We start from the raw sequence: 21,642 nt of genomic DNA, 5'->3' as shown, positions 1-21,642 counted from the left end.
CTGCCCCCTTCGCCCCGAATCCCCACCTCGGTGCTCGCCCCTGCGCCCACCCCGGGCCCACCCTGCGCTCGCCCTGCGCCCGTCCCGGGCCCACCCTGCGCTCGTCCCGGGCCCACCCTGCGCTCGCCCCGGGCCCACCCTGCGCTCGTCCCGCTCGCCACACCCCACGAGCGCCCCCGCTACCCCCATGCGCGCGTCGATCATGGAGTTGTGGTGGGCGTTAGCTGTCGATTGGGAGCGTTTCGTGAGGCACCACAACTCCATGATCGGCGGTGGGGCGGGGCGGGGGTGGGGCGGTGTGTCGGGGGCGGGGGCGGGGGTGTGGGGGTTAGCGTGATCGACATGGCGGGGCGATACGGCGAGGACGTGTTGGCGGGGGACTGGCGGCGGCGGAAGGTCACCCCCGAGGTGGACGCCGAACCGGATCTCGTCGTGGAGGATGCCGACTCCGGGTTCTGCGGGGCGGTGGTGGGCTTCGAGGCCGGGGCCGTGGTGCTGGAGGATCGGCACGGCCGACGACGCAACTTCCCGATGCTCCCGGCGGCGTTCCTGCTCGAGGGGCGACCGGTGACGCTGCGCCGCCCAACTCGCGCATCGGTGCCAGCGGCCCGTCGGCGGACCGCCTCCGGTTCGGTGGCGGTGGACAACGTTCGCGCCCAGGTGGCCAAGGCCAGCCGAATCTGGGTGGAGGGCATCCACGACGCCGCGCTGGTCGAGCGGATCTGGGGTGACGACCTGCGGATCGAGGGTGTGGTCGTGGAACCGTTGGACGGCATCGACGCCCTGGACGCCGAGGTACGCGACTTCGGCCCCGGCCCGACTCGACGACTCGGTGTACTTGTCGACCACCTGGTGCCGGGCAGCAAGGAGAGCCGGATCGTGGCTCGCGTGAACTCGCCGTACGTGCTGGTGACCGGACACCCATACGTGGATGTCTGGCAGGCGGTCAAGCCGGCGGCGCTGGGCATCGCGGCGTGGCCGGTGGTGCCGCCCGGGCGACCGTGGAAGGAAGGGGTCTGCGCGGCCCTCGGGGTAGCCGAGCCGGCCGACATGTGGCGGCACATCCTGTCCCGGGTGAACAGCTTCGCCGACGTGGAAACCCCCTTGATCAACGCCATGGAACGCCTGATCGACTTCGTCACCGAGCCAGCCTGACCGCCCGCCGCAGCGGTCCGCACCCACGCCGAGGCGCCGCCCGCCCTCGCGTTCGTCCCGCGCTCGTCCCGCGCTCGTCCCGCGCTCGTCCCGCGCTCGCGTCGTCCGTCACTCAAGATCCGCGCAGTTTCCCCGATGTTGCTGCCTCGTGGCACTCGGAGGCAGCAACATCGGTGAAGTTGCGCGGATCTTGCGGGCGGGCGATTCGAACGATGTGCGGAGCGCGACGCCACCACCCCGGACTCGCACCGAGGCGAGCGCGCGGGTCAGGGCGCCTGGTCGGGGGTGCGGGTGTGGACGAACGTCGCGATGTCCAGAGCGACCGCCCGGCCCTGCTCGTCGCGTCGTACCGTGAGGATCTCGCCGTCCTGGTCGCCCGCCCGACCCCGCCAGCGGTCCGGGCCTTCGGCGACGAAGTGGAGGTCCGGCGCGCCGATCGGGCCGGCGTGCAGATCACCGGCGGGGTCTGCGGTCACTTCGATCTCGGTGCCCATCCACCACCAGCGGCCGGTCAGCTCGGCCAACTCGGCGGGCGGGGCGGTGGCGGCCGGCCGCCACGGGGTGAGCGGCGCGGGTTCGCGGTCCAGCACGAGGGTGAGCAGTCGCCGGCTGAGCGCGCCGAGGCGGCCGGTGCGCAGGCCGTACGAGTTGGCGAAGCCGACCACGGCGGTGCGGGTGGGCCGGTGCACGGCCAACGAGGCGATGTAGCCGGGCATCGATCCGCCGTGCCCGGCGTACACCCGGTTGCCTTCTCGGAAGAGTTCCAGCCCGAGGCCGTGACCGTGGGCCCAGGCCTCCAGGTCGCTGATCACCACGGGGGAGCACATCTCGGTCACCGTCTCGGCGGCCAGCACCGACGGGTCGGGGTCGGCCAGGAACGCGGCCCATCGGCCCAGGTCCTCGATTGTCGACCAGAGCTGCCCGGCGGGGGCCATCGCACCGGTGTCGGTACGGGGTTCCTCGCGCAGCGTGTCGTGCCAGGGGTGCACGACATAGCCGCGGGCGTACGGCTCGGTGGCCGCATACGTGGTGCGGCGCATCCCCAGCGGGCTGAGAAGTCGCTCGTTGAGCAGGTCGGCCCAGGGCATCCCGCTGAGTCGTTCGAGCAGTCCGCCGAGCAGCCCGTACGCCAGATTGGAGTAGTGGTAGGCGCGGTGCGGTGGGTAGGCGATCTTGTCGGCGGTCACTCCGGCGAGCAGGGTGGTCAGGTCGACGCCCGCCGTCCGCTCCCACCAGTCCCCCTCGGGTTCACGCTGGAGGCCACTGGCGTGCCCGAGCATCTGGCGCAGGGTGAGCGCGCCCAGACCGGTGCCGGGCAGGTGCCGTTCCAGCGGGTCGTCGAGGGCCAGCCGTCCGGCGTCGCGCATCTGCATGATCAGGGCGGCGGTCATCGTCTTGCTGATCGAGCCCAGCCGGTACTGCAGGTCGACATCGGGGCGGGGGTGCTCGCCGGCGGCGGCGAGGTGGGCCAGCGCGCCGTCGCGGATCACGGCCAGCACCAGCGACGGGGCGCGACCGTCGATCTGGGCCTGGGCGACCTGGGCGTCGATCTGTCGGGCGGTCTCGGGCAGCAGGGTCAACGCGATCTCCTCGGGTCGGGCCGCTGGATCATGGTCGGAACGGGCCTCGCCGAGCCTACTGATCTTCGCGGGGCTGCCGTGCGTGCATTCGCGTGTCACGATCGGGGTGTGGACGCCGTGGTGTGGATCGTGTTGGGTGTGGTGCTGGCGGTCGCCGAGATCTTTACGACGACGCTGTTTCTGATCCTGTTTGGGGTCGGCGCGTTCGCCGCTGCCGGTGCTGCGGCGCTCGGCGCGCCGGGTTTCGTGCAGGCGCTGGTCTTCGCAGTGGTGTCGGCGTTGAGCCTGCTGGTGGCCCGGCCCGTCATCCGCAGGCACCGCCGTTCCGCGCTGGAGAGCGGCGAGCAGCCGTTCGGCGTCGAGGCGATCGAGGGCTCCACGGCGCTGGTGCTGGAACGGGTGGATGCCGAGCACGGCCTCGTCAAGATTGACGGGGAGTTGTGGAGCGCCCGCTCGTACGACACGACGCAGAGTTTTGACCCTGGTCATCGGGTTCAGGTGATAAAGGTCCGGGGCGCGACAGCCCTGGTGTGGCAGGACGATATTTCTTCCGCCGGTGAGTTGCCGGAAGCGAGAGGGTGAACGGGATGACGATACTCGGGGTGCTGGTGCTCGCGGTGGCGTTGATCGCCGTGATAACGCTGGCCAAGGCGGTGCGGATCGTGCCGCAGCAACGCCAGGACGTGGTGGAACGGCTCGGCAAGTACAAGCGCACCCTCAGCCCCGGCCTCAATCTGCTGGTGCCGTTCATCGACGCGGTTCGCACCAAGGTCGACATGCGGGAGCAGGTGGTCAGCTTCCCGCCGCAGCCGGTGATCACTTCGGACAACCTGGTGGTCTCGATCGACACGGTTCTCTACTTCAAGGTGGTCGACTCGGTCCGGGCGACCTACGAGATCTCCAGCTTCCTGCAGGCCATCGAGCAGTTGACCGTCACGACGCTGCGTAACGTGATCGGCTCGTTGGACCTGGAGCGCGCGCTGACCAGCCGGGACGAGATCAACCGGCACCTCTCCGGGGTGCTGGACGAGACCACCGGCCGCTGGGGCATCAAGGTGACCCGGGTGGAGATCAAGGCGATCGAGCCGCCGGCCAGCATCCGTGACTCGATGGAGAAGCAGATGCGCGCCGAGCGGGACCGTCGCGCGGCGATCCTCACCGCCGAGGGCCACAAGCAGTCGGTGATCCTCACCGCCGAGGGTGACAAGCAGTCGGCGGTGCTGCGGGCCGACGGTGACCGGCAGGCCCGGATCCTGCAGGCCGAGGGTCAGGCGAAGGCGATCCGGACGGTCTTCGACGCGATCCACCAGGCGAACCCGAGCCAGAAGGTGCTCGCCTACCAGTACCTGCAGGCCCTGCCGCAGATCGCGCAGGGCAGCGCCAACAAGGTCTGGATCATCCCGGCCGAGCTGACCAAGGCGCTGGAGGGGATGGGTGGCGCGCTCGGCGGGTTGAGCCAGATGGTGGGGGATCTTCCCGCGCCGGAGGCGGCCGAACACGCGAGCCAGGTCGAGCGCGAGGCCGCGGAAGCGGCGCAGGCCGCGGCGGACGCGGCCCAGCAGATCCACGACGAGGTACGCGTCGCCGAGGCGCAGGCCACCGGCGGCAACAAGCCGCAGGGGTTGCCCGCGCCGGAGCCGGTTTCCCCGGCCAGCCTGACCGAGGACCCGGCCGACCAGCGCGAGCGCGGCTGATCCAGTACGCCGGCCACCCGGCCGGGTAAATGCGAGAAAGACTCATGGGGCGCTCCGACGCCTGCCACGATCGGTCCTAGGACGGGTGGTGACCAGGCAATCGGGGCGCCCCGGCGCGTTCCGCACCACTCGCGGACGAGCGAGGTGACGCATGAAGGATCCGGCGAAGCGGATGTGGTCCTCGGCCCCGGTGCCCGGCGCGCACGATCCGGTCGCCCCGCTGGGGTCGCGCAGCACCGGTGGCGGGTTCGGCGTACTGCCGTTCGTCGGCGAGCCGACCCCCGCTGGTCCGGCCACGAACGCCAGCTGGGCCTGGTCGGTGCGTCGGTTCGCGCGGGCGGCGGTGTGGCTGCTGCCCGCGTACGCCATCCTTTACGGCGCGGTGGCGATGGCCAGTGACGGAGGGGTGGGCAACGACCCCTATCCGGCCGACGGACGGGCGGTGTACCTGATCGGTTGGGTCGCCGCGGTGTGGCTCGGTCTGCTCGCGCTGCTGGCCCTCACCGGGCTCCTCGCCGCGACCCGCAGCCGCCGGGTGGCCGCCGCCGGGCTGCTGGTCAGCATCGCCGGCACCGTGCTGATGCTGCCCTTCGCCGGGCTCGCCGAGCAGACGCCGGTCTTCGGCACCACCGCGCGGTCGCTGGTGCTGGTCGGCGCGACGTTCTACAGCGTCGGCTGGTTCCTCACCGGGTGGGCGGTGGCCCGCTCGGGCACCTTCAGCCTCGGCGACGGTGTCATGCTGATCATCGCGGCGCCACTGCTCGGCCTGGGGGGTGCCCTGATCGGTTCGCTGCAGACGTTCGGCGCGATCTTCGTGTTGATCGCCGGTATCGGCATCGGCTACCGCTCCGGTCGCCTGATGCCCCGCGAAACCGCACAAGACGCAGCCGCCGCCAGCCTCAGTACCCCCAACCCCTAACCCACCGGCCGTGCGGCCCGGCGGCCCGCCCGCCCTCGGCCAGCCCCGCCCCAGCCCAGCCCCACCCCGGTGATCATGAGGTTGACGGGTGACTCCGTGATCAAACCTCCCGCTAACCCCATGATCACCGGGCTGGGCTGGGCCGGGCTGGGCCGGGCTGGCTGGGCTGGGCTGGGGCGGGCGGGGCTGGGTGAGGGCTGGTGGGGGGCCGTGAAGTTGCTGACAATTGGGCTGCGGGGGTGGTCGGTTGGCGGCTTTCGTGGCAATCCTGGGGAGCATGGCCGTCTCCCGCTCGCCGCTGTCGCGGCTGTTCACCGTGCTGCTCGCCGGCTTGCTGGCCGGGCTCGCCCTGGCAGTCGCCGCACTGCCGGGCAACCTGCTGCTCGGGTTGACGGCCCGCTCGGCACTCGGATCGTACGCCGCGCTGCCCGCCTCGTTGCGCACCCCAACCACTCCGCAGCGCTCGTACCTCTACGCAAACGACGCCAAGACGCTGATCACCACGTTCTACGACGTGAACCGCACGGACGTCGCGTTGGCGGACATCGCACCGGTCATGCGGCAGGCGATCGTGGCCGCCGAGGACCGACGCTTCTACGATCACGGCGGCGCGGACGTGCGTGGCCTGGCCCGGGCACTGGTGGCCAATGTCAAGGGCGGCGGCACCGAGCAGGGCGGCTCGACGCTGACCATGCAGTACGTCCGTAACGTCCTCAAGACCGACCCCACCCGCACCGCGGAGGAACGCGCCGCCGCCACCGACCCCACCGTCGGGCGCAAGATCCAGGAAATCCGGTACGCGAGTGCGCTGGACAAGAACCTCGGCAAGGACGAGATCCTCGACCGGTACCTGAACATCGCCTACTTCGGCTCCGGCGCGTACGGGGTCGCGGCGGCCAGCCAGCGTTACTTCGGAAAGCCCCCGGCGCAGCTGACCCTCGCCGAGTCGGCCCTGCTCGCCGGCCTGGTGCAGTCCCCGGACGCGTACAGCCCGATCGACGGAAACAAGGCCGACGCGTTGGCCCGTCGGTCGTACGTGCTGGACTCGATGGTCGCCACCAACGCGATCACCGCAGCGCAGGCCGCCCAGGCCAAGGCGGAGCCGCTGACGTTGCACCCGACCGCCCAGCCCAACGGCTGCACCGCCGTCTCCCAGGGCCACGACGACTGGGGCTACTTCTGCGACTACCTGCGCCAGTGGTGGCTGACCCAGCCGGCCTTCGGGGCCACTGTCGCGGAGCGCGAGCAGGCCCTGCGCTCGGGCGGCTACACCGTGATCACCTCGCTGGACCCGAAGGTCCAGGCCACCGCGCAGCAGCAGGCCACCAAGGTCTACTCCTACGACAACAAGCGCGCCCTGCCGATCGCGGCGGTCCAGCCCGGCACCGGGCAGGTGTTGGCGATGGCGGTCAACCGGCACTACAGCCTGGCCGACAACCCGGCCGGGCAGGCCAACTACCCGAACACCGTCAACCCGCTGATCTCCGGTGGGGCGAGCGTCGACGGGTACCAGGCGGGTTCGACGTTCAAGCTGTTCACCATGCTCGCCGCGCTGGAGGCGGGCCGTACCCTCTCCACCGGCTTCGACGCGCCCGCCAAGCTGCCCACCCGGTACGCCGACGAGGGCCCGGGCAGTTGTGACGGCCACTGGTGCCCGGCGAACGCCAACCCGGACTGGATGGACGGGTACCGGATGATGTGGGACGGCTTCGGCCGCTCGGTGAACACCTACTTCGTCTGGTTGGCCGAGCAGGTCGGCCAGGACAAGGTGGTCGAGATGGCGCAGCGGCTCGGCATCACCTTCCGCGCCGACTCGGACGCCGCCTTCGCCAAGGACAACGCCGCGAACTGGGGTTCGTTCACCCTCGGCGTGGCCGCCACCACCCCGCTGGACCTGGCCAACGCGTACGCCACGGTGGCCGCCGAGGGCATGTACTGCACGCCGGTGCCGGTGGTCTCCGTGACCGCCGCGAACGGCGAGAAGGTGCCGGTCGGGCAGCCGTCCTGCAAGCGGGTCGTCGACGTCGACGTCGCCCGTGCCGCGACCGACGCCGCCCGCTGCCCGGTGGGCCAGCAGTCGGCGTTCGGGCAGTGCAACGGCGGCACCGCCACCGGTGTGAACGACATCCTGGACGGCCGGCCGGTGGCCGGTAAGACGGGTAGCTCGGAGCAGAACTCCACCGAGACATTTGCCGGCTTCACCCCGCAGGTCGCGGTTGCCGGCATCGCCGCCAACCCGGACGACCCGGCCGACGAGGTGGGCTCCGCGGTGCAGACCAAGGTGATCGACGCGGTCGCCCGGGTCATCGCCACCGCCGTCAAGGGCCAGCCGGAGAAGGCGTTCACCGCGCCCAGCCACGAGTTGGCCGGTGACCCGCACCGCCCCGTGGATCGCCCGACGGTTCCGGATCGCCAGCAGCAGCCCACCGACGAAGACCCCGGCGACCTCCTGCAACGCTGGCTGAACAACCGCCGGGGTTAGGCACCACCTGTGCTCACACCCGCAGATCGAGGCGGGCCAACTGGCCCCGGTTGGCGACGTTGAGCTTCGGGAACGCCCGATACAGGTGGTAGCTGACAGTCTTCGGGCTGAGGAAGAGCTGCGCCGCTATCTCGCGGTTCGTCAACCCGGTGTGCGCCAGCTTGACGATCTGCAACTCCTGCGGCGAGAGGGCCGCGAGCAGGTCGACCGCTGGGGCGGACGGTGTCTGCTCGCCGGCGGCACGCAGCTCTGCGGCAGCCCGGTCGGCCCACGGCTGTGCCGGCAGCCGTTCGAAGATCTCCCGCGCGGTCCTCAGGTGCGACCGGGCCTGGTTCTTGCGTCGGTCGCGGCGCAGCCGCTCGCCGTAGGACAGGTGGGTACGGGCGATCTCCCACGGCCGTGAGCCGTCCGCGTGCGCGCGCAACGCCGCCGCGAAGTGGTGGTCCGCGAGATCGGTGTCCGCGGTCAACATGCCTTGGCAGCGGTGCCATACGGCCCGTGCCCAGTCCTGCCCGGACGCGTCGGCCCACGCGCCGAACCGGTCGCTCGCCGCGCGGCCGCGCTCCGGATCACCCAGGCGTACGGCGCACTCGACCTGGTCGGGGGCGAAGTAGACGGCGTGGGCCTGGTGCCGCACCGGCCCGTTCAGGGCGGCGTCGAGCCGGTCCAGCGCCTCGGCGGTGCGGCCGTGCGCGAGGTCGAGCATCGCTCGGGCCCAGACCGCCCAGGCAAGGCCATTGGCGATGCGGTGGGTGGCGAAGCCGTCCTGGCACTGGGCGCTGAAACGCAGGCAGGGATCTTCGTCGCCCTGCACGGCGGAGACCCAGGCGAGCACGCCCTCCAGGTAGCCGGCGCGGTTCGGTTGGCCGGTGTCGTCGGCCAGTCGCAGGCCCTCGGTGGCCGAGGCGACCGCGTTGCGGAACTGTCCGAGATAGAGCTCGGCGGTAGCGAGGGTCACGTGTGCGAGTGGCAACCAGCCGACCGCGCCGGAGGCGCGGCAGTCGTCGACGACCTGCCGGGCGATGCTGCCGCCGGCAGTGAAGTCTCCGACGATGCCCGCCACGAACGCGGCGTTGAGCCGCAGGGCGTAGGCGCCTTGGGATCGGAGTCCCGCGGCGACCAGCGGGCGCATCACGGGTAGAGCATCCGCCGGGCCTGCGGTGAGCAGGGTCGCGGCTCCGATGACGGCGGAGACCGCCGCTGCCAGGCTGTCCGGGGCAGGGCCCAGCTTCGCCAGCCGTGCGGCCGCGTCGGCCACGCGGGGCGGGTCGCTGAGCTGCCAGGCGTTGCGGGCGGCGTCGATGAGGACGGCCTGCGCCCCGACGGGGTCCACATCGGTGAGTGCCGTGGACGCTGCCACCAGCAAGTCGTGTGCCCGGGCGGCATCGCCGGATTCGAAGGCGACCCGGGCCTGGAGTTCGTGGTAGCGGGCGGCTCGGAGCAGGTCGGTGGGAGCCTCGCCAACCTGGTCCAGCAGGTGCTGGGTGCGGTGCTGCTGTCCGGCTTGGTTTGCCGCGACCGCGGCCGCGATGAGCCGGCGACCGCGCTGCTCGGGATCGACGCTCAGGTCGGCGGCGCGTTCCAGTGCCGTCGCTGCCGCGGCGTATCCGCTGCGGCCCTGCGCCCGCTCGGCGGCGAGTTCGAGTGCGCAGGCGGTGGTCTCGTCGGGGCCGGTCGCCGCCGCGGCAAGATGCCAGGCCTGTTGATCCGGGTCCGCGGCGACGGCCTCGGCGAGCGCCCGGTGCACAGCCAGCCGCTCGATTCCGGCCTGCTGGTAGGCGGCGGCCCGCAGCAACGGGTGCGTGAAGACCACCCGACCGCCGGACACCCGCAGCAGTTCGGCCTCCTCGGCCTCGGCCAGGGCGGCCCGCAGCGCGTCGCGGGAGATCCCCCTGGTGGCGGCGGCACGTAGCAGGTTGCCGAGCCCGGCGGTTTCGTCGGCGGCGGCGATGGCGAGCACGGAACGCGCGGTGTGGGCCAACCGCGCGATGCGCGTACCGAAGGCATGTTCGAGGCGCCGCGACAGCGGCAGTGGCGCGGGCAGGTGCGCCTGTTCTGCCGCCATGTGCGGCAGCTCGCGCAATGCCAGCGGGTTGCCCCCGCTGTCCTGGATGATCCGTTCCCGCGCCGCATGGTCCAGGCCGGGAGCCCAGCGGTCCAGCAGGGCGGCGGAGGCCGGGGCTCCGATCCCGTCCAATCGGTGCTCGGGCAGACCCGCGGGGTCGAACTCGGGGCGCGCCGCGAAGATCATCGCAACCGCGTCGGCGTGCAATCGACGGGCGACGAAACGCAGTGTTCGCGCGGAGGATTCGTCGAGCCAGTGCGCGTCGTCGATGAGGCAGAGCACGGGATCGTTCTCGGCCAGGTCGGCCAGCAGCGTCAACGCGGCGGCGCCGATCAGCAGCGGGTCCCGGCCGGCGGCCGGCTCCACCCCGAGCGCACCGAGCAGGGCGGTGCGCTGCAACTCGGGCAAGGCCTCCGCGCGGCCGAGCACCGGGTAGAGCAGGAGGTGGAGAGAGGCGAACGGAATCTCCGCCTCGGATTCGACCCCGGCGCAGCGCAGCACGGTCAGTCCCGGGCCGGTGGTGACGTGGTCCAGCAGCGCGGACTTGCCGATGCCTGGCTCCCCGCGCACCACCAGCGCGGCGCTGTGGCCGGCGCGTGCCTGCTCCACTGCGGTCCGCAGGACAGCCCGGTCAGCATCGCGGCCCAACAGCATGAGATCGGAAACTACACCAGTCACGTGTCCGGTACCTCGCGGGAACGAATCTTCATAGCGTCGGTACATGCCTTCCGTACCCGTCGTCGAGGTCAGCGAGGTGACCCGGCGCTTTGCCAACGGGGTCACCGCTCTGGCCGGTATCTCCGTCAGTTTCGACACTGGATCCTTCACCGCCGTCATGGGGCCCTCCGGCTCCGGCAAGTCCACCCTCCTGCAGTGCGCGGCCGGCCTGGACCGGCCCACTTCCGGCCGGGTCAGCCTCGCCGGACAGGACCTGACCGTGCTCAGTGAGCGACGGCTGACCCTGCTGCGGCGCGACCGCATCGGCTTCGTGTTCCAGTCCTTCAATCTGATGCCGGCACTCACCGCCGAACAGAACGTGGCCTTGCCGTTGCGGCTCGCGGGGCGCCGCCCCAGCCGCTCAGATGTCCTCGCCAGCCTCGCTGCTGTCGGACTTGCCGAGCGCGGCGGGCACCGGCCGGGTGAGCTCTCCGGCGGGCAGCAACAGCGCGTCGCGATCGCCAGGGCGCTGCTGACCGCGCCGACGGTGCTCTTCGCCGACGAGCCGACCGGGGCGCTGGACAGCCGCTCCGGTGAGCAGGTGCTGCGGTTGCTGCGTGAGTTGGTCGACCAGCGCCGGCAGACCGTCGTGATGGTCACCCACGACGCGCACGCCGCCGCGTACGCCGATCGGGTCCTCTTCCTCGCGGACGGCCGCATCGACGGTGAGATTCTCGCGCCGACCGCGGAGGCCATCATGATGCAGTTGGCGCGGCTGGAGGCGGCCGCATGCTGACGCTGTCGCTGGCGACGCTGCGGGTCCGGTGGCGGTCGTTCGTTGGCATGTTCGTGGCTCTGGCCCTGGGATCGGCGCTGGTCGCCGCGCTCGGCCAGGTGCTCGCCACCACGGTCGGCGCCACCGACCGCGCACCGCAACGCTATCCGGACGTCCCCGTGGTCGTGGTGAGCGTCGGCGAGCTCAGCGTGCCGACCTGGCAGGGTGCCGAGACGGTGCCGCTGGCCCAGCCGCAGGGGGTGTCCGCCGCGCTGGCCGCCGAGTTGCCGCACGCGGTCGCCGACCGGGTCTTCCCGGCGACGCCCGTCACCGGACCCGGCGGGAGTGTCGGGCGACCCTGGTCGGCCCTGCCGGCTGCCGGGCAGCATCTGGTCGCGGGCCGGGCACCGACGACCAACGACGAGATCGTCGTCAGCGGTGGCGCCCGGCCGGGTGACCGGACGCAGGTGATCACGGCGGCGGGGGTCCGTGCGTACACCGTCGTCGGCATCAGCAGCCCCAGCAGCGAAAACTCCGTCTTCTTCACCGACGTTCGCGCGGCGCAGCTCTCCCCGCGCATCGACGCGCTGCTGAGCTGGCAACCGGAGGCTGACGTCCGCGCGGCGGTCGGTGACCAGGCCCGGGTGCTGGTCTCCGACGAGCGTGCCCGGCTGGACCCGAACCGGGAGAGCGACGGCGACGCTCGCAACAACGCGAACACCATCGTGGGCATCGCCCTCGGCTTCGCCATCTTCATCTCGATCGCCGTGGTGGCCGCGGCCTTCGCATTCGCGGTCGGCCAACGGCATCGGGAGATGGCGCTGTTGCGGGCGGACGGGGCCACACCCGGCCAGATCCGCCGGATGATCTACCTCGAGGCGCTGGTCGTCTCCGTCCTCGCGGCCGCGGCCGGCGCGGTCACGGGCCCGTACGCCGCCCCGGCCCTCTTCGACTGGCTCGTCGCCCGCCGCATGGCCCCGGACTGGATCGACGCGGTCAGCGACTCCGCCGTACCGGCGTATCTCTCCTTCGCCTCCGGCATCCTCGTCGCTCTGCTCGCCGTGGTGACCGCCGCTTGGCGGGCCAGCCGGGTCCGACCTGTCGAGGCGCTGCGCGAGGCCCAGGCACAGGCCCGGTCGATGCCGCTGAGCCGGTGGGGGCTGGGCCTCGGGACACTGGCCACCGCGCTGGTCTCCATGGCGGTCACCGCCGTCTTCGATCCCGGCTCGGCGACCAACCGCAAGACGTACATGCCGGTGCTGATGCTGCTGATCGCGGCCGCCGCGCTCCTCGCCCCCGCGGTGGTCCGGCCAACCGCCCGGCTGTTGACGCGACCCTTCGAGCGGCTGGGCGGCACCATCGGCATGCTGGTGGCGGCCGCCGCGACAAGCTCGGCACGGCGTACGGCAGCGCTCGCGACGCCCGTACTGATGACCGTGGCACTGCCCGCGGCGCTGCTCGCCGCCTCCACCCTGACCGACGCCGCGAAAGCGGTGGCCGATGCGAAGTCGGTGCAGGCCGACTACCTGGTGTTGCCCGACGGCACCGCAGGGCTCGACGCCGAGCTGACGGCCACCCTGCGGTCCGTTCCCGGTGCCGACGTCTCGACCGTCACCGAGACCAGCGTCTACACGCTTGAGGGCGACACCGTGCTGATCCGGCGCCCGACGCAGGGCGTGGAGTCGGTACCGGACGACGCGATCGTCCCGGAGCCGGACTGGGGATACCGGGTGGGTGACACGGCCCGGGTCTGGTTGGCCGACGGCACCGAGACCCGGCTGCGGGTGATTCGGCTACTTTCCCCCGGTGCGGCCACGGCCACGGCCGCACAGGTCAGTCCCCGCAACGCCCGCGCCGGGCTGCCGTCGACGGCCCTGGTCGATGTCCGCTCCGGCGACGACCCGGCGGCCGTGGAGGCCGCCCTGCGCCGAGCCGCCCAGACGCACCGCGCCACGGTGGTCAGCAAGCGGCAGTGGTCGGCAGCGGCTGCCGCCGGGAGTGCGAGCGCGAGCCGCCTCGGGCTGCTGATGGTCCTCGGGATCCTGCTGACCTACACCACGATCGCGCTGGTGAACACCCTGGTCATGGGTGCACCGGACCGCGCCGGCGAACGGCGCACCCTGCACCTGCTGGGCGCCGATCGCGGCCAGGTGCTCCGTTACGCGCTGGCGGATTCGTTGGTCGCCGTCGGTGTCGGGGTGGTGCTTGCGGCAGCCGTTGCCGCGGCGGGGCTGAGCGGGCTGTGGGTGGCGCTGCTGCGGGTGTCCGGGCCCGTTCCGCTCGACGTGCCGTGGACGGTGCTGGGCGCGGTGGTCTCGGGCTGCGTCCTGATCGCCACGGTCCTGCCGGCTCTGCTCGAGCGGGCCGCACGCACACCAAACGCGTGATGCCAGGCCAGGCGTGAAGGCGCCCGCGATCTTGCACTTTCGGTTGCCGACTCGCCCCAGTTGACACCTTTTGTCGCAACAGGAAGTGCAAGATCGCGGGGCGGGGCGGGGGCGGGGCGGGGGTGGGGGTGGGGGTGGGGGTGGGGGTGGGGGTGGGGGGTTAGGGATTGCGGCGGCGGGGGCGGTAGCTCGCCAGCGTTGAGGGTAGGCCGCGGCGGATGATGCCGGCCCAGTCGGTGTCGCCGCGCAGCACCGCTGCCGCCGTCTTGCGGGCCTGCTCGGCGGTGAAGTGCGGTGGGAGCATCAGCTCGGCCGGGTCGACCAGGGCGTTGATGACCACCGGTCGGTCGGCGGCGAGCGCTCGGTCCCAGACGCCCGGCACCTGCTCCGGCGAGTCGACCAACTCACCGTGCAGCCCGAGCACCTGTGCCCACTGGTGGTAGGCGATGTCCGGCAGTTGCTGGCTGTCCGGGAACATCGGCGTCCCCTCCGTGGACCGCTGTTCCCAGCTGACGAACGCCAGATCCCGGTTGTTGAGCACCAGCACCACGAAACGTGGGTCGGTCCAACTGCGCCAGTACTTGGCCACAGTGATCAGCTCGTTGACGCCGTTCATCTGCATGGCGCCGTCGCCGATCAGCGCGACGAGCGGGCGGTCCGGGTGGGCGAACTTGGCACTCAGCGCGTACGGCATGGCGCCACCCATGGACAGCAGCGTGCCGGACAGACTGGCCAGCATCCCGGGGCGGACCTGCACGTGGCGGGCGTACCAGGCGGTGGTGGTGCCGCAGTCGACGGCGAGCATCGCGTCGTCGGGCAGCCGCTCGTTGAGGGTGTGGAAGAGCAGTTGTGGGTTGACCGGGTCGGCGGTCTGCTCGGCCAGGTCGCGTTGCACCCGGCGCCACGCCGAGGTGGCCTCGGCGATCTCCGCCCGCCAGGCGGTCGGTCCGGGTCCGGGGCCCAGCTCGTCGAGCAGTGCCCGCAGCGTGGGGCGGGCGTCGCCGGTCAGGTTCACCTCGGTCGGGTACCGCAGGCCGAGTTGGGTGCCGTCCAGGTCGATCTGCACCGCGCGGGCCTGCCCGGGCGGCGGGTAGAACTCCGAGTACGGCATGTTGCTGCCCACGATCAGCAGTCGATCGCAGCCGGTCATCAGCTGCCAACTGGGCCGGGTGCCGAGCAGCCCGATCGCCCCGGTGACCCAGGGTTCTCGGTGGTCGACGGCGGTGAAGCCGAGCAGCGCGGTAGCCACCCCGGCGCCGAGCCGGTGGGCGATCTCGTGGACCTCGTCCTTCGCGCCCAGCGCACCCTGGCCGACCAGCATCGCCACCCGCTGCCCGCCGCTGAGCACCTCGGCGGCCCGGCGTACGTCGGCTTCTGGCGGCACGGTCGGCGTACTGCTCGGCACGTTGCTGGTCTGGTAGTAGCCGTGCGCGTGCGGTGGGTCCGGGATGGCCGGCTCGTCCTGCAGGTCCAGGGGGAGGATCAGCGCGGTGACGGTTCGCCGCGCCAACGCCGTGCGGCACGCCCGGTCGACCAGGTGACGGACCTGTGCCGGATGGTCGAGCTGAGCGAGGAAGGCCGCGGCCACGTCCTTGTAGAGGGCGAGCAGGTCGACCTCCTGGTAGTAGCCGCCGCCCTCGGCGGTGACTGCGGTGTGCCCGACCAGGGCGATCACCGGCTGGTGGTCGAGTTTGGCGTCGTACAGGCCGTTGAGCAGGTGGATGGCGCCCGGTCCGCTGGTCACCAGTGCGCAGCCCAGCGGTCCGCCGCCGTATTTGACGTGTGCCGACGCGGCGAAGCCCGCGGTTTCCTCATGGCGTACCTGAATGAACTGGGCCCGCTCGTTGGTGCGTTGCAGCGCCGAGGTGAGGCCGTTGATGCCGTCGCCGGGATAGCCGAAGTAGCGGTGCACGCCCCAACTGAACAGTCGCGACACGATGTGGTCCGCGACGGTCGGGCGCCGGGGTAGAGCGCCTGCTTCGCCCGGTGTCGTGTGGTCCGTGCTCACCTGGCTGGTCCTTCCCGTCGGGTCCGATACTTCGCCGGTCATTCCCTTTCTTGTGCGGACAAAACGCCCCGGCAGGCGGGCATCGGTTGGCGAGGTCCGTCGTCCGGCAGAATCGTCGGGTGCCCGTCCACCAGATCACTGACCCTGACGACGACCGGATCGCCGACTACCGAGCGCTCACCGACGTCGAGCTGCGCACCCGCTGGGAACCGCCGCACGGCCTGTTCATCGCCGAGGGGGAGCTGGTGCTGCGCCGGGCGCTACGCGCTGGCTACCCGGCCCGGTCGTACCTGGTCGACGCCAAGCGGATCGACCAGCTCGCCGATCTGGACACCGGCGACGCGCCGGTCTACGCGGCGACGCAGGACGTGCTGCAACGGGCCACCGGCTTCCACGTACACCGGGGGGTGCTGGCGTCGTTCCACCGCCAGCCGCTGCCGACGGCGGCCGAGGTGCTCGCCGCCGCGCGCCGAGTGGTGATCCTGGAGGACGTCAACAACCACACAAATCTTGGCGCGGTGTTCAGAGGTGCCGCCGCACTCGGCATCGACGGGGTGCTGTTGTCGCCGACCTGTGCGGACCCGCTCTACCGGCGCAGTGTGCGGGTCAGCATGGGGGAAGTCTTCGCGGTGCCGTACGCCAAGTTCAGCCGCTGGCCGGACGGCCTGGAGCAGGCGCGGGAGGCCGGCTTCACGGTGCTGGCGCTGACCCCGGCGGCGGACGCATTGCCGATCCAGCGGCTCACCCCAGCCCAGCGGGCCCGCGCGGCGTTGCTGTTCGGCGCCGAGGGGCCCGGGTTGACCGGGGCGGCGCAGGGCGCCAGTGACGTGCGGGTGCGGCTCCCGATGCGGCGCGGAGTGGACTCGCTGAACGTGGCCGCCGCCGCGGCCGTGGCGTTCTGGGAGTTGGGGCGCGACGATCCGCCGTTCGGCAACGAGTAGACCCCCGGCTTGCATGGCCATGCGTCATATTGCATAATCTTCCTTGTGTCCAAGGTTCTCACCTCCCTGCCCACCGGCGAACGTGTCGGCATCGCCTTCTCCGGCGGCCTCGACACCTCGGTCGCGGTCGCGTGGATGCGCGACAAAGGCGCCATCCCCTGCGCCTACACCGCCGACATCGGCCAGTACGACGAGCTCGACATCAGCTCGGTGCCCGGTCGCGCGCTCAGCTACGGCGCCGAACTTGCCCGACTGGTCGACTGCCGCGCCGCCCTGGTCGAGGAGGGCCTGGCAGCGTTGACCTGCGGGGCCTTCCACATCCGCTCGGGCGGGCGGGCCTACTTCAACACCACGCCGCTGGGCCGAGCCGTCACCGGGACCCTGCTGGTGCGGGCGATGATCTCCGACGATGTCCAGATCTGGGGCGACGGCTCGACCTTCAAGGGCAACGACATCGAGCGGTTCTACCGGTACGGGCTGCTGGCCAACCCGCAGCTGCGCATCTACAAGCCGTGGCTCGACACCGACTTCGTCACCGAACTGGGTGGGCGTAAGGAGATGTCGGAGTGGCTGCTCGAACGCGGTCTTCCCTACCGGGACAGCACCGAGAAGGCATACTCCACCGACGCCAACATCTGGGGTGCCACGCACGAGGCGAAGACCCTTGAGCACCTCGACACCGGCATCGAGACAGTCAACCCGATCATGGGAGTGCGGTTCTGGGATCCCTCGGTGGAGATCCCGACCGAGGACGTCACGATCGGCTTCGACCAGGGTCGTCCGGTGACGATCAACGGCAAGGAGTTCGGCAGCCCCGTCGACCTGGTGCTGGAGGCCAACCTGATCGGCGGCCGGCACGGCCTGGGCATGTCGGACCAGATCGAGAACCGGATCATCGAGGCCAAGAGCCGGGGCATCTACGAGGCGCCCGGGATGGCGCTGCTGCACGCCGCGTACGAGCGGCTGGTCAACGCCATCCACAACGAGGACACCCTGGCCAACTACCACAGCGAGGGCCGCCGCCTGGGCCGGCTGATGTACGAGGGGCGCTGGCTGGACCCGCAGGCGCTGATGCTGCGCGAGTCGTTGCAGCGTTGGGTCGGCACGGCGGTCACCGGCGAGGTGACGCTGCGGCTGCGCCGGGGCGAGGACTACTCGATCCTGGACACCACCGGCCCGGCGTTCAGCTACCACCCCGACAAGCTGTCGATGGAACGTACCGAAGACTCTGCCTTCGGCCCGTCGGACCGGATCGGCCAGCTCACCATGCGCAACCTGGACATCGCCGACTCCCGGGCGAAGCTGGAGCAGTACGCCAACCTCGGCATGGTCGGTGGGGCGACCCCCCAGCGGATGGTCGGTGCCGCGCAGGCGGCCTCCACCGGTCTGATCGGTGCGATGCCGCAGGGCGGCGCGGAAGCGATCGCCTCCCGGGGCGTCTCCTCCGCCGACGACGAGGCACTCGACCGCGCTGCCATGGAGTTCGGCGTCGACTGAGCGTCATCTCCGCGACCCCTCGTGACGCTCACCCGGCGAATGTCGAGATCCGGCGTCACGGAGGGTAGCGTGTCGGCCGTGTTCCCTACCGTGCGTGAGGTCCTCGCCCTGGACCCGGTCCGCCACGGCGCGCCGCGCATGGTCGCCGGGGATGCCGGGCTGGACCGGCCGGTCCGCTGGGTGCACGTCGCCGAGGTGCCGGACATCGCCACCCTGCTCGGCGGCGGCGAACTGGTGCTCACCACCGGCATCGGCCTGCCCGGGGACGACGCGGGGCTGCGCGCGTTCATCGGGGACCTGGCCGACGTCGGCGTCTCCGGCCTCGTCGTCGAGCTGGGCCGCCGCTACGTCAGCGGGGTGCCCCGGGTGATGGTCGCCGCCGCCGAGCGGCGCGGGCTGCCCCTCGTGGAGCTGCGCCGGGCCACCCCGTTCGTGCCGATCACCGAGGCGGTGCATGCACTGATCATCGACGCGCAGCTCACCGAACTGCGCGCCACCGAGGAGATCCACCAGCGCTTCAACGACCTGTCCGTCGAGGGCGCCGACACCGCCGAGGTGATCCGGCAGACCGCCGAGCTGTCCGGTTGCCCCGTGGTGCTGGAAAACCTGTCCCGGCAGGTGCTCGGGTACGACCCGGCCGGGGAGAGCGCCGAAATGCTGCTCGACGGCTGGGAGCAGCATTCCCGGCGGATCCGACCGGCCGGGCGGAGCGCGTACGACCTGGACAGCGGCTGGCTGGTGACGGTCGTCGGCGCCCGAGGGCAGGACTGGGGTCGGCTGCTGCTGCGCTGGCCCGCCAGCGGGGAGGTGGCCACCCACCAGGCCAGCGAGCCGACCGCGCGGGACGCCGGACCGCCCACCCGGCTCACCATCCTGATCGAGCGGGCCGCGTCCACCCTCGCGCTGGGCCGACTGATCCGCCGCGACGCCGAAGGGCTGGAACGGCAGCTCCACCGCACCCTGCTCACCGCGCTCCTCGACCACTCCCGGCCGGTGGACGAAGTCGCGCTGCGGGCCAAGGCGCTCGGCGTGGTGCTCGACCGCCGGCACCTGGTCGGCGTGATGGTCCGACACCGGGCTGAGGACCCGGTCGGGGAAAACGGCCCGGAGGCGGGACAGGCCCGGCTGCGGGACCTGTCCGAGGCGGTCGGCCAGGCGCTGCGGGAGGCGAAGCTGACCGCGCTGACCAGCGCGGTCGATGACAACTCGGTGGGCGCGCTGCTGGCCCTGACCGACCCGGCCGCCGAGGACCGCGCGCTGTCCGCGTTCGCCAACGCACTTCGTCGGGTACGCCTCGACGCCGGCACGGGTCGGGCTGCTTCCGGGGCGGACGCGCATCGGGCCGCGTCCGGTGCGGACGGGTCCCGGTCGTCGTTCGGGGTGGAGACGTCCCGGTCGTCGTTCGGGGTGGAGGCGTCCCGTTCGGCGTTCGGTGCCGATGCCGCTCGGGCGGTGGGCGGTGCTGACCCGTCCCGGGGTGCCGGCGGTGCTCCGGGTGGGGTCATCGTGGCCGCCGGCTCAGGCGTGAGCAACCTGCGGGAGGCGCGACGGTCGCTGGTCGAGGCGCGGCAGATCGCCGAGGCGGCCCGCCGGGACCGGCGTGAACTGCCGATCTTCCGGCTGCCGCACGTCGGCCTGGCCGGGCTGCTGCACCTGCTGCGCGACGAGCCCCGGTTGCAGACGTTCGTGGAGCGCGAACTCGGTGCCCTGCTGGAGTACGACGCCCGGCACCCCCGGGAGCAGTTGCTCGACACGCTGCGTGCGTACCTGGAGCAGGGCCGCAACAAGACCGCGGGCGCTGCCGCCGCCCACCTGTCCCGGCCGGCGTTCTACGAGCGCTTGGCCCGCATCGCCCGCATCCTCGACGTCGACCTCGACTCGGTAGAGGCATCCCTGTCCCTACACGTAGCCCTACTAGCCCTAGAAGCAGTCCGCACCCCCTAACGCCCCCCCACCCCCCACCCCCCGTGTTGATCAAGAGGTTTGCGTCAGAAATCTCGCTCCCGATGACGCAAACTTCTTGATCACCCGACTGAGGGGGTGGGTGGGGTGGGGGTGGGGAGGTGGGTGGAGCGGGGTGGGTGGGTTAGGGGAGGGGGGTTAGGGTTTTGGCGTAGGTGGGGGGGATGTGGTTGGGGCCACCGGGGGTGAAGACATCCGAGGTGGCTACCGCGGACCAGGCCGTTTCCGGGACGGCTTCGACCAGGGCCTGGATCACCGGGGCGTCACGCCACTGGTCCTGCTCGGCGAGCAGGCCGAGGGCCACCACCGACTCCTCGACCTCGCCCACGCACTCGAACGGCTTGTGCCCGTCCACGCCGAGCAGCTCGCGGTAGCCGGGGATCTGCTCCGGGTCGGCGAGCAGGTCGCCGCCGAAGATGTGGGTGACCCGCTCTCGCGGCATGAACGGCGCCATGGCCAGGAAGACGAACCGGCACTTCGGGCAGTTGCGGCACCAGCGCTCGCTCGCGTCGTGCAGCTTGAACGCGGCGTTGCAGCTGGTCACCACGTCGTCGTAGCGGGTGAACTCGGCGAACATTCGGGCGATGTGCAGCTCGGACAGCGAGCGCAGCAGCGAAAAGTACGGTTCGGTCAGGCCGGCGTGCTCGGCCAGCGCCGCCCGCAGCAGCCCTTCCGCCTCGACACCCTTGGACCACTGGTGGTTGATCTCGTGACCGTCCCAGACCAGGTTCGGGTCGGAGGCCGAGCGCTCGTTGGACATCACCACCGGACCTAGCCCATGCAGCACCGCGGTGGCCACCGCGATCAGCGAGTTGATGGCGGTGACCGGGATGTGCCCGTTCAGCGCGCCGGCCGCGTTCAGCTCGAACAACACCGGGTCGATCCGCCTGCGGGCGGCCAGCGGGGTCAGCCCGGACGCCTCGTTGACCGAGACGATCACGTGGTTCGGGTTGACCGAGAATGGCACCGGGTCCAACTCGGCGCGGCGCAACGCCTCCAGGCTGACGATCGAGTCCTTGCCGCCACCGACCGCGGAGAGCGGACGACGATCGGAGTCGTCGTACACGCGTGGTGACTCCGGCGAACCCACCGGCACTTCCGGGCGCAGCTCCAGCACGTGCGGCAGCTTGTTGCGGTACGCGTACTCGCCGAGGCCCTTGGTGTAGACGGCCGTGACGTAGTCGACGGTGGCCCCGCCCAACGGCGCCGGCAGCACCAGCCGGGGCGGTGCGGCGGCCTTGTAGTAGCTGACCCCGGCGACGAGGTGCAGCACCTCCAACACCCGGCCGAGGGTCGCCACCGTCTCGTCCGAGGGCGGCTTTGCCGGCAGCGGAAGGGTGATCACCTCGGTGAACCGCTGCTCACCGGCCGGGCCGGTCAGGGCGTAGTCGAACAACACCTCGCCGGTCGCGAAGTCGATCGAGTAGGACGGGAAGGTGAAGGCGTCCATCCGCCGGAGCTGCTCGTTGGGCACACGCCATACTAGGCCCTGGTTCGTCCGGCCGTGTCCGGACCGGGCC

Annotated in this window: 14 protein-coding genes; 10 read left to right on the top strand and 4 right to left on the bottom strand. The window is 71.6% G+C overall.

Going from position 1 to position 21,642, the window contains the following annotated elements; translation table 11 throughout:
- Positions 1-342 precede the first annotated feature (342 nt).
- Positions 343-1,155: a DUF3097 domain-containing protein gene (locus ACLQ28_RS18780; protein ID WP_425687565.1), complete on the top strand. Its 813-nt coding sequence runs from the start codon at positions 343-345 to the stop codon at positions 1,153-1,155.
- 266 nt (positions 1,156-1,421) lie between these two features.
- On the opposite strand, the gene ACLQ28_RS18775 is transcribed toward ACLQ28_RS18780, so the two are convergent.
- Complete coding sequence (locus ACLQ28_RS18775; protein ID WP_425687606.1) at positions 1,422-2,735, bottom strand: serine hydrolase domain-containing protein; 1,314 nt, start codon at positions 2,733-2,735, stop codon at positions 1,422-1,424.
- 108 nt (positions 2,736-2,843) lie between these two features.
- On the opposite strand from ACLQ28_RS18775, the gene ACLQ28_RS18770 reads away from it, so the two are divergent.
- The 4 genes from ACLQ28_RS18770 to ACLQ28_RS18755 all read left to right on the top strand — a co-directional run bounded on the left by ACLQ28_RS18770 (position 2,844) and on the right by ACLQ28_RS18755 (position 7,830).
- Entirely contained in the window at positions 2,844-3,317 is a 474-nt protein-coding gene (locus tag ACLQ28_RS18770) for an NfeD family protein (protein ID WP_425687564.1), read from the top strand.
- Between the two features lie 5 nt (positions 3,318-3,322).
- On the top strand, positions 3,323-4,429 hold the full coding sequence (locus tag ACLQ28_RS18765) for an SPFH domain-containing protein (RefSeq protein WP_425687563.1): 1,107 nt from the start codon (positions 3,323-3,325) through the stop codon (positions 4,427-4,429).
- Between the two features lie 151 nt (positions 4,430-4,580).
- Positions 4,581-5,348 (top strand): hypothetical protein, encoded by a 768-nt coding sequence (locus tag ACLQ28_RS18760; RefSeq protein ID WP_425687562.1) that lies wholly within the window; start codon positions 4,581-4,583, stop codon positions 5,346-5,348.
- Positions 5,349-5,625: 277 nt separating this feature from the next.
- A complete protein-coding gene (locus ACLQ28_RS18755; RefSeq protein ID WP_425687561.1) occupies positions 5,626-7,830 on the top strand; it encodes a transglycosylase domain-containing protein in 2,205 nt (734 codons plus the stop codon).
- 13 nt (positions 7,831-7,843) lie between these two features.
- Here ACLQ28_RS18755 and ACLQ28_RS18750 read toward each other — a convergent pair whose 3' ends face one another.
- Positions 7,844-10,573: an AAA family ATPase gene (locus tag ACLQ28_RS18750; protein ID WP_425687560.1), complete on the bottom strand. Its 2,730-nt coding sequence runs from the start codon at positions 10,571-10,573 to the stop codon at positions 7,844-7,846.
- Positions 10,574-10,616: 43 nt separating this feature from the next.
- On the opposite strand from ACLQ28_RS18750, the gene ACLQ28_RS18745 reads away from it, so the two are divergent.
- Both ACLQ28_RS18745 and ACLQ28_RS18740 read left to right on the top strand, forming a co-directional pair.
- Positions 10,617-11,348, top strand: coding sequence for an ABC transporter ATP-binding protein (locus ACLQ28_RS18745; protein ID WP_425687559.1), 732 nt, complete (start codon positions 10,617-10,619; stop codon positions 11,346-11,348).
- Positions 11,342-13,714, top strand: a complete 2,373-nt coding sequence (locus tag ACLQ28_RS18740) for an FtsX-like permease family protein (protein WP_425687558.1) — start codon at positions 11,342-11,344, stop codon at positions 13,712-13,714. Before ACLQ28_RS18745 ends, ACLQ28_RS18740 begins: the two co-directional genes overlap by 7 nt.
- Before the next feature lie 160 nt (positions 13,715-13,874).
- On the opposite strand, the gene ACLQ28_RS18735 is transcribed toward ACLQ28_RS18740, so the two are convergent.
- Complete coding sequence (locus ACLQ28_RS18735; RefSeq protein ID WP_425687557.1) at positions 13,875-15,722, bottom strand: thiamine pyrophosphate-requiring protein; 1,848 nt, start codon at positions 15,720-15,722, stop codon at positions 13,875-13,877.
- A 50-nt stretch (positions 15,723-15,772) separates the two neighbouring features.
- On the opposite strand from ACLQ28_RS18735, the gene ACLQ28_RS18730 reads away from it, so the two are divergent.
- The 3 genes from ACLQ28_RS18730 to ACLQ28_RS18720 are packed head-to-tail and all read left to right on the top strand — an operon-like array spanning position 15,773 to position 20,104.
- A complete protein-coding gene (locus ACLQ28_RS18730; RefSeq protein WP_425687556.1) occupies positions 15,773-16,663 on the top strand; it encodes a TrmH family RNA methyltransferase in 891 nt (296 codons plus the stop codon).
- Between the two features lie 45 nt (positions 16,664-16,708).
- A complete protein-coding gene (gene argG / locus ACLQ28_RS18725; RefSeq protein WP_425687555.1) occupies positions 16,709-18,160 on the top strand; it encodes an argininosuccinate synthase in 1,452 nt (483 codons plus the stop codon).
- Between the two features lie 39 nt (positions 18,161-18,199).
- Positions 18,200-20,104 (top strand): PucR family transcriptional regulator, encoded by a 1,905-nt coding sequence (locus tag ACLQ28_RS18720; RefSeq protein WP_425687554.1) that lies wholly within the window; start codon positions 18,200-18,202, stop codon positions 20,102-20,104.
- A gap of 142 nt (positions 20,105-20,246) precedes the next feature.
- Here the strand turns inward: ACLQ28_RS18720 and ACLQ28_RS18715 are convergent, their stop codons facing one another.
- Positions 20,247-21,596 (bottom strand): hypothetical protein, encoded by a 1,350-nt coding sequence (locus tag ACLQ28_RS18715; RefSeq protein ID WP_425687553.1) that lies wholly within the window; start codon positions 21,594-21,596, stop codon positions 20,247-20,249.
- Between the last annotated feature and the right edge of the window lie 46 nt (positions 21,597-21,642).

It is taken from the genome of Micromonospora sp. DT201, from assembly GCF_049841575.1.
GTDB lineage: Bacteria > Actinomycetota > Actinomycetes > Mycobacteriales > Micromonosporaceae > Micromonospora.
Note: the sequence above shows the minus strand (reverse complement) of the source record. Positions and strands in the feature narration are given on the sequence as shown.

What these genes read in the sequence shown, in the direction of transcription:
- ACLQ28_RS18780 (WP_425687565.1), top strand. Translation starts at nt 343, where the DNA reads ATGGCGGGGCGATACGGCGAGGACGTGTTGGCGGGGGACTGGCGGCGG.
- ACLQ28_RS18765 (WP_425687563.1), top strand. Translation starts at nt 3,323, where the DNA reads ATGACGATACTCGGGGTGCTGGTGCTCGCGGTGGCGTTGATCGCCGTG.
- ACLQ28_RS18760 (WP_425687562.1), top strand. Translation starts at nt 4,581, where the DNA reads ATGAAGGATCCGGCGAAGCGGATGTGGTCCTCGGCCCCGGTGCCCGGC.
- ACLQ28_RS18755 (WP_425687561.1), top strand. Translation starts at nt 5,626, where the DNA reads ATGGCCGTCTCCCGCTCGCCGCTGTCGCGGCTGTTCACCGTGCTGCTC.
- ACLQ28_RS18745 (WP_425687559.1), top strand. Translation starts at nt 10,617, where the DNA reads ATGCCTTCCGTACCCGTCGTCGAGGTCAGCGAGGTGACCCGGCGCTTT.
- ACLQ28_RS18740 (WP_425687558.1), top strand. Translation starts at nt 11,342, where the DNA reads ATGCTGACGCTGTCGCTGGCGACGCTGCGGGTCCGGTGGCGGTCGTTC.
- ACLQ28_RS18720 (WP_425687554.1), top strand. Translation starts at nt 18,200, where the DNA reads ATGTCGAGATCCGGCGTCACGGAGGGTAGCGTGTCGGCCGTGTTCCCT.